This window comes from Streptomyces sp. NRRL B-24085 (genome assembly GCF_001282115.1).
GTDB lineage: Bacteria > Actinomycetota > Actinomycetes > Streptomycetales > Streptomycetaceae > Streptomyces.
In genome coordinates this window covers 66,154-81,108 of the sequence record NZ_LJBR01000064.1, presented here as the reverse complement: position 1 = coordinate 81,108, position 14,955 = coordinate 66,154, and the positions used below count along the sequence as shown (strand labels likewise).

Sequence of the window (14,955 nt, the reverse complement as noted above, 5' to 3'; positions counted from 1 at the left end):
AGGCGCAGGGTCGAGTGCATGCAGAAGACATGGTTCATCACCGGAGCGTCCCGCGGCTTCGGCCGGATCTGGACCGAGGCCGCACTGTCCCGGGGCGACCGCGTGGCCGCCACCGCCCGCCGCGTCGAGTCCCTGAAGCCCCTCGCCGACACCTACGGCGACAGCGTGCTGCCCCTCACTCTCGACGTCACCGACAGGGCGGCCGCGTTCACCGCGGTCCGACGAGCCGCCGACACCTTCGGACGCCTCGACGTGGTCGTCAACAACGCGGGCTACGGCCTGTTCGGCATGGTCGAGGAGACCACCGAGGAACAGGCCCGCGCCCAGTTGGACACCAATGTGCTCGGCCCGCTGTGGGTGACGCAGGCGGCCCTGCCGGTGCTGCGCGCCCAGGGCGCCGGGCACATCCTCCAGGTGTCCAGCCTCGGCGGCCTGGCCGCCTTCCCCTCCCTGGGCCTCTACAACGCCTCCAAGTGGGCGCTGGAGGGCATGAGCGAGGCGCTCGCCCAGGAGGTCGGTCCGCTCGGCATCCGCGTCACGATCGTCGAACCCGGCCCCTACGGCACCGACTGGTCCGGCTCCTCCGCGGTGCACACCGACCCCATCGACGCCTACGACCCCGTCCGCGAGGCACGCCGGGCCGGGGCCGCGGCCCGCGCACCGCAGGATCCCGCGGCCACCGCCGAGGTCGTCCTCGAACTGGTCGACACCGACGAACCGCCCCTGCGGCTCTTCCTCGGCACGTACCCCTACCCCGTCGTCGAGGCGGCCTACCGGCAACGCCTGGACACCTGGGAGGCGTGGCGGGGGCTCGCCGCGCAGGCATGAGCCTGCCCTCCGCCGGGGCCCTGGAGGCGCCCCCGGACTCGGCACGCGAACGACCGAACACCCGACACCCCTCACCACACGGGGCCGACCAGCGAACACCACGCGCGCCCCGAGCCGGGGCCCGGCCGCACGCATCCCGGCCCGGCACCGGCCGACGCATCACCCGACGGCCGCGGTACCAGCCCTGCCGCCGCTCACCGCCGCTCACCGCCGCTCACCGGCCGGGCCGGCGGGGATCGACCCGGCACCGGCCACCGTCGTCGAGTCCCGCTCGGCGCAGGGTCCGGGTCGCATTCACGCGGTGAACTCACCTGCGGCGCGGCGACTTTCACTGTTTCACCTCTTGACGACCGGAGTGGCCGAGAGCACATTGGGCGCACTTTGAGAGCGCTCTCAGAGCGCCCCGAGAAGCACCCGCACCCCCACCCCGTACCCGAGAGGCACCCCCATGAGCGAAACCTCCGGCATACCCAGACGGCGCCGCGCCCTCGTCGCCGTGCTGAGCACCCTCGGCCTGGCGGCCGCCCTCGCGACGGCCGCCACCCTGCCCGCCGACGCCTCCGCCCCCACGCCGCCCTCGGGCTGGTCGCAGGTCTTCCTGGACGACTTCAACGGGCCCGCCGGAACCGGCGTCTCCACCTCCAACTGGCAGTACGCGACCGGCACCTCCTACCCGGGCGGCCCCGCCAACTGGGGCACCGGCGAGGTCGAGCGGATGACCAACAGCACGAGCAACGTCGCCCTCGACGGCAACGGCAACCTGCGCATCACCCCGCTGCGCGACGCGGCAGGCAACTGGACATCGGGCCGCATCGAGACCAACCGCACCGACTTCCAGCCCCCGTCCGGCGGCAAGCTGCGCGTCGAGGCCCGCATCCAGATGCCCAACGTGACCGGCACCGCGGCCGAGGGCTACTGGCCCGCCTTCTGGATGCTGGGCGCTCCCTACCGCGGCAACTACCAGAACTGGCCGAGCGTCGGCGAGCTGGACATCATGGAGAACGTCCAGGGCATGAACCGCGTCTGGGCCACCATGCACTGCGGCACCAACCCCGGCGGCCCGTGCAACGAGACCTCGGGCATCGGCAACAACGTCCCCTGTCCGGGCGCCTCCTGCCAATCGGCCTTCCACACCTACACCATGGAGTGGGACCGCTCGGTCAGCCCCGAGACGATCCGCTTCTCCGTCGACGGCACCCAGTTCCACTCGGTCAACGCCGGCCAGATGGACGCGGCGACCTGGTCCAACGCCACCAACCACGGGTTCTTCATCATCCTCAACGTGGCGATGGGCGGCGCCTTCCCGGACGCGTTCGGCGGCGGCCTCGACGCCGGCACCCAGTCCGGCGTGCCCATGGTCGTGGACTACGTCCAGGTGCTGTCGGCGGGTGGGAGCGGTACCACGCCGCCGCCCACGGGCGGTGTCGACGCCTACGGCACCATCCAGGCGGAGTCCTTCACCAGCCAGAGCGGTGTCGGCACCGAGACCACGTCCGACACCGGCGGCGGGCAGAACATCGCCTCCCTCGCCAACGGCGACTGGGCGCTCTACCAGAACGTCAACTTCGGCTCCACGGCGGCCAGGCAGTTCGTCGCCCGGGTGGCGAGCGGCGCGGCGAGCGGTGTCAGCGGCCTGGTCGAGGTGCGCCTGGACAGCCGTACCGCCACCCCGATCGGCAGCTTCGCGCTCGCCAACACCGGCGGCTGGCAGTCCTGGCGGACGGTCCCGGCGAACATCAGCGGCGTCACGGGCACCCACAACGTCTATCTGACCTTCACCAGCGGCCAGCCGGCCGACTTCGTGAACGTGAACTGGTTCAACTTCGGTCACTGACCGACTGGTCGAGTCGCCCCGCGAGGCCGCCGAGCGGTCTCGCGGGGCAGCTCCGTGTCACCCCAGGTAAGCGGGCGCGACCGCGGAGTCCATCAGGCGGCGGGCCGTACCGGTGCCGTCGGCGGGCACGGTCCACAGGTCGGAGCCGTAGTCGCCGGGGAGGGCGTAGACGAGGGTGTCGTCGTCGGCCCACAGGGCCTGGTCGTCGAGGTTGCGGGACTCGGCCGTCGCGGTCTCCTTCATGGTCCGCAGGTTCAGGACGTACAGACGCCAAGGGGCGTCGGCGGAGGCCCCCTTGACGCGTTTCTTGTAGGCGACGCGCGTGCCGTCGGGCGAGAGGGAGGGGCATTCGACGTTGCGGTGCAGGGTGGTGAGGGTGCGCGCGGTGACGTCGCCCCGCACGAGATAGGTCCGGCCGCCGGTCGCCAGCGTGGCGTAGAAGCGGTCGTCGTCGGCGAAGGTGACGCCCCAGACGTTGGTGTCGGCGGAGTGGTACGCACGGCCGTCCTTGATGATCCGGAAGGTCTCCAGGTTGTCGTCGATCGCCCAGGTACGGGTGTCCACGACGGCCGTGCGGGTGGAGAAGTCCGTTCCGGCGTACGAGTCCCCGCTGACGAACACCGTCCAGGCGACCATGTGCCCCGAGGGCGAGACCCGGGCCCGGGTGGGGATGCCGGCCGCCGGGAAGCGGTGGCGTTCGCGCAGATGGGAGTCGAGCACCACCGCGCGGTAGGTGTCCTCCAGCGCCCCGTGCACGGCCTGGAGACAGATGCCGGTGCCGGCCGCCGCGTGGAAGCGCAGGCACTTCACCCCCGAAGCGGTGCGCGGGCCCTCGGGATCGTCGGCGGGGACGGTGGCGATCTCGTCGCGGTGCGGGCCCCAGGCGAGGTTGCGCACCAGCAGGCGGCGTTCGGCCGTCGGGCCGAGCGAGACGGTGCCGGCCCGCACGGTCGGTCCGTCGGCCTGCTGCCGGTCCCGCAGGCCCGAGCGGTGGGCGGCGTACAGCACCGAGCCGGTGCCGACCGCGCCGAGCAGCACGACGGCGACGAGCAGGGTCAGCAGACGGGTCGTCCGGGTCATGCGGGCACCTCGTCGGGGGTGTGGGTCTCGTCCGTGCCGCGCAGGAGGAACGCGGCCACGACGGCGCCGGCGGCCAGCGCGGCCGCGGTGAGGGCGAGCGCGGTCCGACCGCCCCACAGGCTCCAGGCCGCGCCGAAGGCGAGCGAGCAGGCGAACCGGGCCAGCGCCTGCCCGGTGCCGACCAGCGCCTGTCCCGCGCCCTGGTGCCGGGCGGGGACGACCGCGGCGGTCGCGGCCGCGAGCACTCCGTCGGTGGCCGCGTAGAAGGTGCCGTGCAGCACGAGGACGGCGAGCAGGGCGGGGACGCCGTGCCACGGGGAGAGCACGAGACCGTAGCCGAGCAGCAGGACGCCGTGGCCGGCCAGGAAGAGCCGGCGGCGGCCGACGCGGTCGGCGAGTGCGCCGAGCGGCACGGCGAGCAGCAGGAAGAGGGCGGCGGTGCCGAGCGGCAGCAGCGGGAACAGGTGGGCGGGCAGGTTCCCCTCGCGCTGGAGCAGCAGATACAGGAAGGAGTCGCTGACGGTCGTCAGTCCGAGCAGGGCCGCGCACAGCGTGAGGCGGCGCAGTTCGGGCCGCCGCAGCAGCCCGATCGCGTCGCGCAGCGCCGGGGGCCGGTCCGGCCCGGGCGGCGGAGTCGGTCGTACGGCAGCGGCGGGGGCGTCGGCGCGGCGGGGCACGAAGAGCACCAGCACCACGACGCCGAGCACGGCGACGCAGCCGCTGACCGCGAAGACCGCGTCGTAGCCGTCGACGGTGGCCCGCAGGACGGCGAAGGCGAGGAGCGGGCCGAGGAGCGCGCCGGTGGTGTCCATGGCGCGGTGGACACCGAACGCCCGGCCCCGCTGGGCGGGTTCGGTGGCCAGGGAGATCATCGCGTCCCGTGGGGCGGTGCGCAGTCCTTTGCCGGTCCGGTCGACGGCGAGCACGGCGCTGAGCACGGGCAGGGTGTGGGCGAGGAGCAACAACGGCTTGCACAGCGCCGACAGGCCGTAGCCGAGGCCCGCCACGAGCTTGTGGCGGCGGCCTCCCCGGTCGGCGAGGTGGCCGCCGGCCAGCCGGACCAGGGCGCCGACGCCGTTGTTGATGCCGTCGAGGAGGCCGAAGCCGAGGGGCGAGAGGCCTAGGCCCGCGACCACGTACAGCGGCAGGACGGCCGTCACCATCTCCGAGGAGACGTCCGTGATCAGGCTGACGGCGCCCAGCGCCAGCACGGTGGAGGGCACGGCGGCCGGCCGCCGCCCCGGACGGGTGTCCGGGACGGCGGCGGCCTCGGTGCCGCGGGAACCCGTGCTCCGGGAGTCCGCGAGGTACACGGGCGTCAGTTCCAGATGCCGGTGATGTCGGAGGCCGAGGCGGCGTTGCCCGCGTGGGTGCTCAGACCGGCCAGGTCCTCCACCGTACGCAGCACGTTGTAGTGGTTGTAGGTCGTGGAGCTGGAGCTGCCTGCGGCGACGTGCTGCCCGTAGAACAGCGTGGGGATGCGGTTGCCAGAGAGCTTGTTGTCCTCGTCGAAGGTGACGGCGAGGATGCTGTTGTGGGTCCTGGCCCAGGTGGCGTAGGCACCCAGCTCGTTCTTGATCCAGGTGTCACCCGTGGAGACCGAGCAGTCGTGCATGTCGCTGCACAGGTTCGGGACGACGAAGGACACCTTGGGCAGGGTCGTGTAGTCGGTGGGGAACTGCGCGAAGGTCTTCGCGGTGCTGGTCGGCACGTTGGAGAAGCCGAACCACGGGTTGTGCTTCTGTGCGTAGTCGCCGCTGCTGCAGGTCGTCGAACCCTGGCTGGGCAGGGATTCGTTGTAGCTCGCCCAGGTCTTGCCCGCGGCGATCAGCTCGGAGGCGAGGTTGGGCTTGGCGATGGATCCCACGCTCACGCAACTGTCGTCGGTGCGGCCCTGGTTGGAGCCGGAGAAGAGCATGTAGTAGTTCGGCTCACTGGGGTGGGTGAGGCCGTAGGACTGGGTGAGGGTGGCGCCACCCGCCTTGAGGGTGTTGTTGAGGTAGGGGGCGCTGGAGCTGCCGATGACCTGCGAGTAGGCGTGGTTCTCCAGCACCACGACCACGACGTGGTCGGGGGTGGGGAGGGCGGCTGCCTCGGCGCTGGAGGCCGTCGCGGCCCACACGCCGATCGAGCCTGCGGTGAGGGCGAGGGCTCCGGCGAGTGCGGAGAGGGAACGTCGGTTGCGCTGGGGTGCCTTGACGGCGGCCATGACTGTCCTCCGGACAGAGGTGACGGACGTTCGGGGGGAGCGGCGCCGCAACCCTAGGAGCCCTCGGCCGGGTCCGCGTGAAGGCCCGGCGAACCGTGGGCTCCGCCAGGCAAAGATCACCCCACGCACAGGTCATGCACAGCAAAGGGCCGGTCAAGTGAGCGTCGGGCCAGCCAGTTTGACGGGATGTCAACCGTCCCGGCCCGTGAGGCAGAACTCGTTCCCCTCGGGATCGGCCAGTACCAGGTGGTCCGCGAACCGGTCCCGGACCGTCGCACCGAGCCCGACGAGCCGCTCGGCCTCCGTCTCCATGTCCCGGGCGGACAGGTCCAGATGCACCCGGTTCTTGCCGCTCTTGCCCTCCGGCACCAGCTGGAACCACATCCGGGGCCCGCCCTCCGAGGACTCGACGAGCACGGTCGGGTCGTCCTCGACGTCCGTGATCCCGAGGGCCCGCAGCCGGGCCAACTCCTCGTCGTCGTAGGGTGCCACGGCGTAGCCGTCCAGCGCGTCCGCCCAGAACCGGGCCGTGGCGGCGGGACGGGCGCAGTCGAAGACGATGTCTCGCAGCCGGGCCATCCGGTCCCCTCCTACCGCAGGTCCGCGCGGAAGGCGGCCGGCGTCATGTCGGTGTGCTGATGGAAGAACTTGGAGAAGTTCGCGGCATCGGGGAACCCCACCGCCGCCCCCACCCGCCCGATCGGCATGTCGGTGTGGGCCAGCAGCCGCTTCGCCTCCAGCACGACCCGCTTGTCGATGAAGCCCTTGGGCGTCTCCCCCGTGGCGGCGCGCACCGCGCGCACCAGGGTCCGGCGGGAGTAGCCGAGCGCGTCGGCGTACGCGCTGACGCTGTGGTTCGTGTGGAAGCCCTTCTCCACGGCGTCCCGGAACAGGGTGAACGTCGACTCGGTGCGCCGCCCGGCCTCCGCCGAACTCGCCGCGAGGTGGGCGAGCCGCAGCAGGAACGCGGTCAGCGCGTGCCGCAGCACCGAGGTGTGCAGGCTCAGCGGCAGGGTCGTGGTGTCCTCGTACTCCCGTTGCAGCAGGGCCAGCGAGGCCCTCAGGCCCGCCGACTGATCGTCGGAGGGCCGCAGCAGCGGCGGGAGGTCGTAGCGGTAGAGCCCCGTCGCCTCCACCGTGGCCCGCGGCAGGAAGCCGGGTTGCATGGTCAGGACGGTTCCGCGGTACTCGCTCGTCGGTGAGAAGCGGTGGACCTGGCCCGGGCGGATCCACAGGAGGTCGCCCGCCGTGGCCTCGTACTCGGCGAAGTCGATCATGTGGCGCACGGGGCCGCCGTCGAAGAGCATCACGACATGGAAGTCGATGCGGTGCACGCGCTCCAACGGGGCATCCGCGTGCCATGTGCGGTCGGCTCCCATGGGGCCGACCTGCATGCCGACTCCGCACACACTCAGCTCGCTGGGGAAGGGGAACGTTCTGATCCCGTCCACACCGCCGTCACCGTCTCCACCCTGGATGGAGCCTTGGGATGTTCTGTCCGCCATGTCCTGCTCGTGCCGCCTGCCTGGAGCGTTCCGTGTCCCACTTTCACCACAGGCTGACACACGGCGACCTTCCCCCGTTTAAGTCAGACTTTTAAGTTCGAACACATCAGACCAGCAATCCCGCTCCGATCGAGGACTTCTTGAAGATGAGCACGCAGACACCGGACAGCTTCGAATGGACCGAACTCGACCGGCGTGCCGTCGACACCGCCCGCCTCTTGGCGGCGGATGCCGTGCAGCAGGTCGGCAACGGACACCCTGGCACCGCGATGGCCCTGGCCCCGGCGGCGTACACGATCTTTCAGAAGGTGATGCGTCATGACCCCGCCGATCCCGAGTGGACCGGCCGTGACCGCTTCGTCCTCTCCCCCGGGCACACCTCGCTGACGCTCTACACCCAGCTCTACCTCTCCGGGTACGAGCTGGAACTGGACGACCTCAAGGCCTTCCGCACCCACGGCTCCAAGACGCCCGGCCACCCCGAGTACGGGCACACCGCCGGGGTCGAGACCACGACCGGTCCGCTCGGCCAGGGTGTCGCCAACGCGGTGGGGATGGCGATGGCCGCCCGCTACGAGCGCGGCCTCTTCGACCCCGAGGCCCCCGAGGGCGAGTCGCCCTTCGACCACACCGTCTGGGCCATCGTCTCCGACGGCGACCTGGAGGAGGGCATCTCCGCCGAGGCCTCCTCCCTCGCCGGCCACCAGAAGCTCGGCAACCTGGTCTTCCTCTACGACGACAACCACATCTCCATCGAGGGCGACACCGCCACCGCGTTCTCCGAGGACGTGCTGAAGCGGTACGAGGCGTACGGCTGGCACACCCAGCGCATCGAGCCCGGCGCCGACGGCGACGTCGACGTCCATGCCCTGTACGCGGCCCTGAGGGCGGCGCAGGCCGAGACCGGACGCCCCTCGATCATCGCGATGCGCACGATCATCGCCTGGCCCGCCCCGAACGCGCAGAACACCGAGGCCGCCCACGGCTCCGCGCTCGGCGCCGACGAGGTGGCCGCCACCAAGCGCGTCCTCGGCTTCGACCCGGAGCGCACCTTCCAGGTCGACGACGAGGTCCTCGCCCACACCCGCCTGGCCCTGGACCGGGGTGCCGAGGCGCACGCCGCCTGGGACAAGCAGATCTCCGCATGGCGCGGTGAGCAGCCCGAGCGGGCCGAGCTCTTCGACCGGATCGTCGCCGGCCAGCTCCCCGAGGGCTGGGAGTCCGCGATCCCGGTCTTCGAGGAGGGCAAGTCCGTCGCCACCCGCGCCGCCTCCGGCAAGGTGCTCCAGGCGCTCGGTCCGGTCCTTCCCGAGCTGTGGGGCGGTTCCGCCGACCTCGCCGGCTCGAACAACACCACCATCGACAAGACCAGCTCCTTCCTGCCGAAGGGGAACGCGCTGCCGGAGGCCGACCCGTACGGCCGTACCGTCCACTTCGGCATCCGCGAGCACTCGATGGCCGCGGAGATGAACGGCATCGCCCTGCACGGCAACACGCGGATCTACGGCGGCACCTTCCTGGTGTTCTCCGACTACATGCGCAACGCCGTGCGCCTGTCCGCGCTGATGCAGCTGCCCGTCACCTACGTCTGGACGCACGACTCCATCGGCCTCGGCGAGGACGGCCCCACCCACCAGCCGGTCGAGCACCTGGCCTCGCTGCGCGCCATCCCGGGCCTGAACGTCGTCCGTCCGGCCGACGCCAACGAGACCGCGACCGCCTGGGCCGAGATCCTGAAGCGGCATGCCACCGACCCGGCCCCGCACGGCCTCGCGCTCACCCGCCAGGGGGTCCCGACGTACGCCCCGAACCCGGACGCGGCCAAGGGCGGGTACGTGCTCCGGGACTCCTCCACCGGGACCCCGGACGTCGTCATCATCGCCACCGGGTCCGAGGTCCAGCTCGCCGTCGCCGCGCGGGAGCAGCTGGAGGCGGAGGGGGTCGGCACCCGGGTGGTGTCGATGCCGTCCGTGGAGTGGTTCGAGGAGCAGCCGCGGGAGTACCGGGACAGCGTCCTTCCGCCGTCCGTGCGAGCCCGCGTCGCCGTCGAGGCCGGTATCGGTCTCACGTGGTACCGGTTCACAGGTGACGCAGGACGCATCGTCTCCCTCGAACACTTCGGCGCCTCCGCCGACGCGAAGACCCTGTTCGCCGAGTTCGGGTTCACCCCCGAGAACGTCGCCGCCGCAGCCAGGGAATCACTGGCCGCCGCGCGTGGTTGATCCGACCGCCAGAAAGAAGATGATCACTGTGACCGAAGCGACCGCGACCGCGGGAGCACTCAAGCGCCTGACCGACGAAGGCGTCTCCATCTGGCTGGACGACCTGTCCCGGGGGCGGATCGAGTCGGGGAACCTGGCCGGGCTCGTCGCCACGAAGCACGTCGTCGGCGTCACCACCAACCCCTCCATCTTCCAGGCCGCCATCGGCTCCGGAGCGGGTTACGAGGAGCAGCTCGGCGACCTCGCCGCCCGGGGTGTGACGGTCGACGAGGCCGTACGGATGATGACCACGGCGGATGTCCGTGCCGCCGCCGACGTGCTGCGCCCGGTGTACGACTCGACCGGCGGCCGGGACGGCCGGGTCTCCATCGAGGTCGACCCGCGCCTCGCCCACGACACCCGGGCGACGATCGCCGAGGCCAAGCAGCTCGCCTGGCTGGTGGACCGCCCGAACGTCATGATCAAGATCCCGGCGACCAGGGCGGGCCTCCCCGCCATCACCGAGGTCATCGGCCTCGGGATCAGCGTCAACGTCACGCTGATCTTCTCGCTGGAGCGCTACCGCGAGGTGATGGACGCCTACCTCGCCGGTCTGGAGAAGGCGGCCGCGAAGGGCCTCGACCTCTCCACGATCCACTCCGTCGCCTCCTTCTTCGTCTCCCGGGTCGACTCCGAGATCGACAAGCGGCTGACGGTCCTGGGCACCGACGCGGCCCTCGCGCTCAAGGGGAAGGCCGCGCTCGCCAACGCGCGGCTCGCCTACCAGGCGTACGAGGAGGTCTTCGCCTCGGCCCGCTGGACCGCCCTCGGCGGCGCCCGCGCCAACAGGCAGCGCCCGCTGTGGGCCTCGACCGGCGTGAAGGACCCGGCCTACAAGGACACCCTCTACGTGGACGAGCTGGTCGCGCCCGGCACGGTCAACACCATGCCGGAGGCCACGCTCGACGCCACCGCCGACCACGGCGTGATCACCGGCGACACGGTGACCGGCGGCTACGCGCAGGCCCGCGCCGACCTGGCCGCCGTGGAGGCGCTGGGCATCTCGTACGACGAGGTCGTGCAGCAGCTGGAGGACGAGGGCGTCGCCAAGTTCGAGACGGCCTGGCAGGACCTGCTGGACGCCGTCACGAAGTCGCTGAACAGCAAGGGAGTGGACGCGGAATGACCATCACCGCCGACTGGGAGAACCCCCTGCGCGACGAGCGCGACCGGCGTCTCCCCCGGATCGCCGGCCCCTCCGGGCTCGTCATCTTCGGCGTCACCGGCGACCTGTCCCGCAAGAAGCTGATGCCGGCCGTCTACGACCTCGCCAACCGCGGCATGCTCCCGCCGGGCTTCTCGCTCGTCGGGTTCGCCCGCCGGGACTGGGAGGACGAGGACTTCGCGCAGATCGTGCACGACTCCGTGCGCGAGCACGCGCGGACCGAGTTCCGTGAGGAGGTGTGGCAGCAGCTCGCCGAGGGGATGCGGTTCATCCCGGGCGACTTCGACGACGACACGGCGTTCAAGCAGCTCCGCCAGACCGTGGAGGACCTGGACAAGGCCCGCGGCACCAGCGGCAACTACGCCTTCTACCTCTCCGTACCGCCGAAGTTCTTCCCCAAGGTGGTCCAGCAGCTCAAGAAGCACGGGCTGGCGAACGCCCCCGAGGGGTCCTGGCGGCGGGCGGTCATCGAGAAGCCGTTCGGCCGCGACCTGAAGAGCGCCCGCGAGCTCAACACCCTCGTGCACGACGTGTTCGAGCCGGACCAGGTCTTCCGCATCGACCACTACCTGGGCAAGGAGACCGTCCAGAACATCCTGGCGCTGCGCTTCGCCAACCAGATGTACGAGCCCATCTGGAACCGTTCCTACGTCGACCACGTGCAGATCACGATGGCCGAGGACATCGGCATCGGCGGCCGGGCCGGCTACTACGACGGCATCGGCGCCGCCCGTGACGTCATCCAGAACCACCTGCTCCAGCTCATGGCGCTCACCGCCATGGAGGAGCCGGCCGCCTTCGACGCCGAGTCGCTGCTCACCGAGAAGCTGAAGGTCCTCAGGGCCGTGAAGCTGCCGGAGGACCTCGGCAGGCACACCGTGCGCGGCCAGTACGCGGGCGCCTGGCAGGGCGGCGAGAAGGTGCTCGGGTACCTGGAGGAGGACGGCATCGACGCGGCCTCCACCACGGACACGTACGCGGCCGTCAGGCTGAACGTGGACAACCGGCGCTGGGCGGGCGTCCCCTTCTACCTGCGCACCGGCAAGCGGCTGGGCCGCCGGGTCACCGAGATCGCGGTCGTCTTCCAGACGGCCCCGCACTCGCCCTTCGACTCCACGGCCACCGAGGAGCTCGGCTCCAACGCCATCGTCATCCGGGTGCAGCCGGACGAGGGCATGACGGTCCGCTTCGGGTCGAAGGTGCCGGGCACCTCGATGGAGATCCGGGACGTGACGATGGACTTCGCCTACGGCGAGTCGTTCACGGAGTCCAGTCCGGAGGCGTACGAGCGGCTCATCCTGGACGTCCTCCTCGGGGACGCCAACCTGTTCCCGCGCCACCAGGAAGTGGAAGAGTCCTGGAAGATCCTCGACCCGATCGAGGAGCACTGGGCGAACCACGGCCGTCCGGCGCAGTACGCGTCGGGCACCTGGGGACCCGAGGAAGCCGACGAGATGCTCGCACGAGACGGACGGAGCTGGCGCAGGCCATGAAGATCGACCTGACCGACACCACGGCAAGCAAGATCAACAAGGCGCTGGTGCAGGGTCGCCGCGCCATCGGAACGCCCGCGGTGGGCATGGTCCTGACGATGGTGATCGTCACGGACGAGGAGAACGCCTACGACGCGATCAAGGCGGCCGAGGAGGCCTCGCACGAGCACCCCTCGCGCACCCTGGTCGTCATCAAGCGGCACGCCCGCACCCCGCGCGACCGCACCAACTCGCACCTCGACGCCGAGGTCCGGGTGGGCGCCGACGCCGGCACCGGCGAGACTGTCATCCTGCGGACCTACGGCGAGGTGTCCGACCACGCCGACTCCGTCGTGCTGCCGCTGCTGCTGCCCGACGCCCCGGTCGTCGTGTGGTGGCCGGTGGACGCGCCGGAGAACCCCGCGAAGGACCCGCTGGGCGCGCTGGCCCAGCGCCGGATCACCGACCTGTACGCCGTGGCCAACCCCCTCGACGTCCTCGCCGCCCGGGTCCGCTCCTACGCTCCGGGCGACACGGACCTCGCCTGGACCCGGCTGACGCCGTGGCGCTCGATGCTGGCGGCGGCCCTCGACCAGGCCCGCGCGGAGATCGTCTCCGGGGCCGTGGAGGCCGAGGCCGAGAACCCGGCCGCCGAACTGCTCGCGCGCTGGCTGGAGGCGCGGCTGAAGGTGAGGATCGACCGCGTGGTCAGCGACGGTCCGGTCGTCACGGCCGTCCGGCTGGGCACCGCGAACGGCGAGATCGTCATCGACCGCCCCGAGGGCCCGCTGGCCACGCTGTCCCTGCCGGGTCAGCCCTCCCGCACCCTCGCGCTGAAGGTCCGCTCCACCTCTGAACTGATCGCCGAGGAGCTTCGCCGCCTCGACGCCGACGAGATGTACGCCGTCGCCCTGCGGGGCGAGGCCGGCAAGGAGACCCCTGCTCATGTCTGACTCCCCTCTTCTGACGCACCGCCCCGAGTGGACGGCCCTGGAGGACCACCGCGCCGAGCAGCACGCGCATCTGCGTGAGCTGTTCGCAGAGGACCCCGGGCGCGCCGAGCGGTACGTGGTGCGCGTGGGCGACCTGCGCATCGACTACTCCAAGCACCTGATCACCGACGAGACCCTGGCCCTGCTCCAGGAACTGGCCACCGCCACCGACGTGTTCGGGCTGCGCGACGCCATGTTCCGCGGCGAGAAGATCAACACGACCGAGGGTCGGGCCGTGCTGCACACCGCGCTGCGCGCCCCCGCCGACGCGGTGATCGAGGTCGACGGCGAGAACGTCGTGCCCCGCGTGCACGCCGTGCTCGACAAGATGAGCGACTTCGCGAACCGGGTCCGCTCCGGCGAGTGGACCGGCCACACCGGCAAGCGGATCAAGAACGTCGTCAACATCGGCATCGGCGGCTCCGACCTCGGCCCCGCGATGGCCTACGAGGCCCTGCGGGCCTTCACGGCACGGGAGTTGACCTTCCGATTCGTCTCCAACGTGGACGGCGCCGACCTGCACGAGGCGGTGCGCGACCTCGACCCGGCCGAGACCCTGTTCATCGTCGCGTCCAAGACGTTCACCACCATCGAGACGATCACCAACGCCACCTCGGCCCGCACCTGGCTGCTGGAGGGCCCGGACGGCCTCCACGACGACAAGGCCGTCGCCAAGCACTTCGTGGCCCTGTCGACGAACGCCGAGAAGGTCACCGACTTCGGCATCGACCCGGACAACATGTTCGAGTTCTGGGACTGGGTCGGCGGCCGCTACTCCTACGACTCGGCGATCGGCCTCTCCTTGATGATCGCCATCGGCCAGGACCGGTTCCGGGAGATGCTCGACGGCTTCCGGATCGTCGACGAGCACTTCCGGAACGCGCCCGCCGAGGCCAACGCCCCGCTGCTGATGGGCCTGCTGGGCATCTGGTACGGCAATTTCCACGACGCCCAGTCGCACGCGGTCCTGCCCTACTCGCACTACCTGTCGAAGTTCACGGCCTACCTCCAGCAGCTCGACATGGAGTCCAACGGCAAGTCGGTGGACCGTGACGGACGGCCCGTGGAGTGGCAGACCGGGCCGGTGGTGTGGGGCACGCCCGGCACCAACGGGCAGCACGCCTACTACCAGTTGATCCACCAGGGCACCAAGCTCATCCCGGCCGACCTCATCGGCTTCGCCCGTCCGGTCGGCGAACTGAGCGACGAACTCAAGGCGCAGCACGACCTGTTGATGGCCAACCTGTTCGCGCAGGGGCAGGCGCTCGCCTTCGGCAAGACCGCCGAGGAGGTGCGCGCGGAGGGCGTGGCCGAGGAGCAGGTGGCGCACCGCACCTTCCAGGGCAACCACCCCACGACCACGATCCTGGCCAAGGAGCTCACCCCCTCCGTCCTCGGCCAGTTGATCGCCCTCTACGAGCACAAGGTGTTCGTCCAGGGCGCGGTCTGGAACATCGACTCCTTCGACCAGTGGGGCGTCGAGCTCGGCAAGGTCCTCGCCAAGCGCGTCGAGCCCGCCCTGACCGAGGGCGCCGAGGTCCCCGGCCTCGACGCCTCCACCACCGCCCTCGTGGCCGCCTACCGTGAACTGAAGGAAGTGCACTGACAT

General features: G+C 71.1%; 12 protein-coding genes. 7 read left to right on the top strand and 5 right to left on the bottom strand.

What is annotated here, in order from left to right; all coding sequences use genetic code 11:
- The first annotated feature begins 18 nt into the window (after positions 1 to 18).
- On the top strand, positions 19 to 828 hold the full coding sequence (locus tag AOJ26_RS09720; protein ID WP_053847808.1) for an SDR family oxidoreductase: 810 nt from the start codon (positions 19 to 21) through the stop codon (positions 826 to 828).
- Between the two features lie 448 nt (positions 829 to 1,276).
- Complete coding sequence (locus tag AOJ26_RS09715) at positions 1,277 to 2,662, top strand: glycoside hydrolase family 16 protein (RefSeq protein WP_053847807.1); 1,386 nt, start codon at positions 1,277 to 1,279, stop codon at positions 2,660 to 2,662.
- A gap of 57 nt (positions 2,663 to 2,719) precedes the next feature.
- Here AOJ26_RS09715 and AOJ26_RS09710 read toward each other — a convergent pair whose 3' ends face one another.
- The 5 genes from AOJ26_RS09710 to AOJ26_RS09690 all read right to left on the bottom strand — a co-directional run bounded on the left by AOJ26_RS09710 (position 2,720) and on the right by AOJ26_RS09690 (position 7,456).
- Positions 2,720 to 3,742 carry a TolB family protein gene (locus AOJ26_RS09710; RefSeq protein ID WP_053847806.1) on the bottom strand — a complete coding sequence of 341 codons (1,023 nt, stop codon included), beginning with the start codon at positions 3,740 to 3,742 and terminating at the stop codon, positions 2,720 to 2,722.
- Complete coding sequence (locus tag AOJ26_RS09705) at positions 3,739 to 5,055, bottom strand: MFS transporter (RefSeq protein WP_053847805.1); 1,317 nt, start codon at positions 5,053 to 5,055, stop codon at positions 3,739 to 3,741. Before AOJ26_RS09705 ends, AOJ26_RS09710 begins: the two co-directional genes overlap by 4 nt.
- Positions 5,056 to 5,060: 5 nt before the next feature.
- Positions 5,061 to 5,951, bottom strand: coding sequence for an alkaline phosphatase family protein (locus AOJ26_RS09700; protein ID WP_053847804.1), 891 nt, complete (start codon positions 5,949 to 5,951; stop codon positions 5,061 to 5,063).
- Between the two features lie 189 nt (positions 5,952 to 6,140).
- Complete coding sequence (locus AOJ26_RS09695; RefSeq protein WP_053847803.1) at positions 6,141 to 6,530, bottom strand: VOC family protein; 390 nt, start codon at positions 6,528 to 6,530, stop codon at positions 6,141 to 6,143.
- Between the two features lie 11 nt (positions 6,531 to 6,541).
- Entirely contained in the window at positions 6,542 to 7,456 is a 915-nt protein-coding gene (locus tag AOJ26_RS09690) for a helix-turn-helix domain-containing protein (RefSeq protein WP_053847802.1), read from the bottom strand.
- Between the two features lie 146 nt (positions 7,457 to 7,602).
- On the opposite strand from AOJ26_RS09690, the gene tkt reads away from it, so the two are divergent.
- Genes tkt through pgi form a run of 5 tightly spaced genes read left to right on the top strand, consistent with a single transcriptional unit; the run spans position 7,603 to position 14,952 of the window.
- A complete protein-coding gene (gene tkt, locus AOJ26_RS09685; protein WP_053847801.1) occupies positions 7,603 to 9,678 on the top strand; it encodes a transketolase in 2,076 nt (691 codons plus the stop codon).
- 19 nt (positions 9,679 to 9,697) lie between these two features.
- Positions 9,698 to 10,843, top strand: a complete 1,146-nt coding sequence (gene tal, locus AOJ26_RS09680; protein ID WP_053847800.1) for a transaldolase — start codon at positions 9,698 to 9,700, stop codon at positions 10,841 to 10,843.
- Positions 10,840 to 12,375 (top strand): glucose-6-phosphate dehydrogenase, encoded by a 1,536-nt coding sequence (zwf, locus tag AOJ26_RS09675; protein ID WP_053847799.1) that lies wholly within the window; start codon positions 10,840 to 10,842, stop codon positions 12,373 to 12,375. The genes tal and zwf overlap by 4 nt, the downstream gene beginning before the upstream one ends.
- Positions 12,372 to 13,307, top strand: coding sequence for a glucose-6-phosphate dehydrogenase assembly protein OpcA (opcA, locus tag AOJ26_RS09670; RefSeq protein ID WP_053847798.1), 936 nt, complete (start codon positions 12,372 to 12,374; stop codon positions 13,305 to 13,307). Before zwf ends, opcA begins: the two co-directional genes overlap by 4 nt.
- Entirely contained in the window at positions 13,300 to 14,952 is a 1,653-nt protein-coding gene (gene pgi / locus AOJ26_RS09665) for a glucose-6-phosphate isomerase (RefSeq protein WP_053847797.1), read from the top strand. The genes opcA and pgi overlap by 8 nt, the downstream gene beginning before the upstream one ends.
- Positions 14,953 to 14,955 lie beyond the last annotated feature (3 nt).

What these genes read in the sequence shown, in the direction of transcription:
- AOJ26_RS09720 (WP_053847808.1), top strand. Translation starts at nt 19, where the DNA reads ATGCAGAAGACATGGTTCATCACCGGAGCGTCCCGCGGCTTCGGCCGG.
- AOJ26_RS09715 (WP_053847807.1), top strand. Translation starts at nt 1,277, where the DNA reads ATGAGCGAAACCTCCGGCATACCCAGACGGCGCCGCGCCCTCGTCGCC.
- AOJ26_RS09710 (WP_053847806.1), bottom strand. Translation starts at nt 3,742, where the DNA reads ATGACCCGGACGACCCGTCTGCTGACCCTGCTCGTCGCCGTCGTGCTG.
- AOJ26_RS09700 (WP_053847804.1), bottom strand. Translation starts at nt 5,951, where the DNA reads ATGGCCGCCGTCAAGGCACCCCAGCGCAACCGACGTTCCCTCTCCGCA.
- AOJ26_RS09695 (WP_053847803.1), bottom strand. Translation starts at nt 6,530, where the DNA reads ATGGCCCGGCTGCGAGACATCGTCTTCGACTGCGCCCGTCCCGCCGCC.
- AOJ26_RS09690 (WP_053847802.1), bottom strand. Translation starts at nt 7,456, where the DNA reads ATGGCGGACAGAACATCCCAAGGCTCCATCCAGGGTGGAGACGGTGAC.
- tkt (WP_053847801.1), top strand. Translation starts at nt 7,603, where the DNA reads ATGAGCACGCAGACACCGGACAGCTTCGAATGGACCGAACTCGACCGG.
- tal (WP_053847800.1), top strand. Translation starts at nt 9,698, where the DNA reads ATGATCACTGTGACCGAAGCGACCGCGACCGCGGGAGCACTCAAGCGC.
- zwf (WP_053847799.1), top strand. Translation starts at nt 10,840, where the DNA reads ATGACCATCACCGCCGACTGGGAGAACCCCCTGCGCGACGAGCGCGAC.
- opcA (WP_053847798.1), top strand. Translation starts at nt 12,372, where the DNA reads ATGAAGATCGACCTGACCGACACCACGGCAAGCAAGATCAACAAGGCG.
- pgi (WP_053847797.1), top strand. Translation starts at nt 13,300, where the DNA reads ATGTCTGACTCCCCTCTTCTGACGCACCGCCCCGAGTGGACGGCCCTG.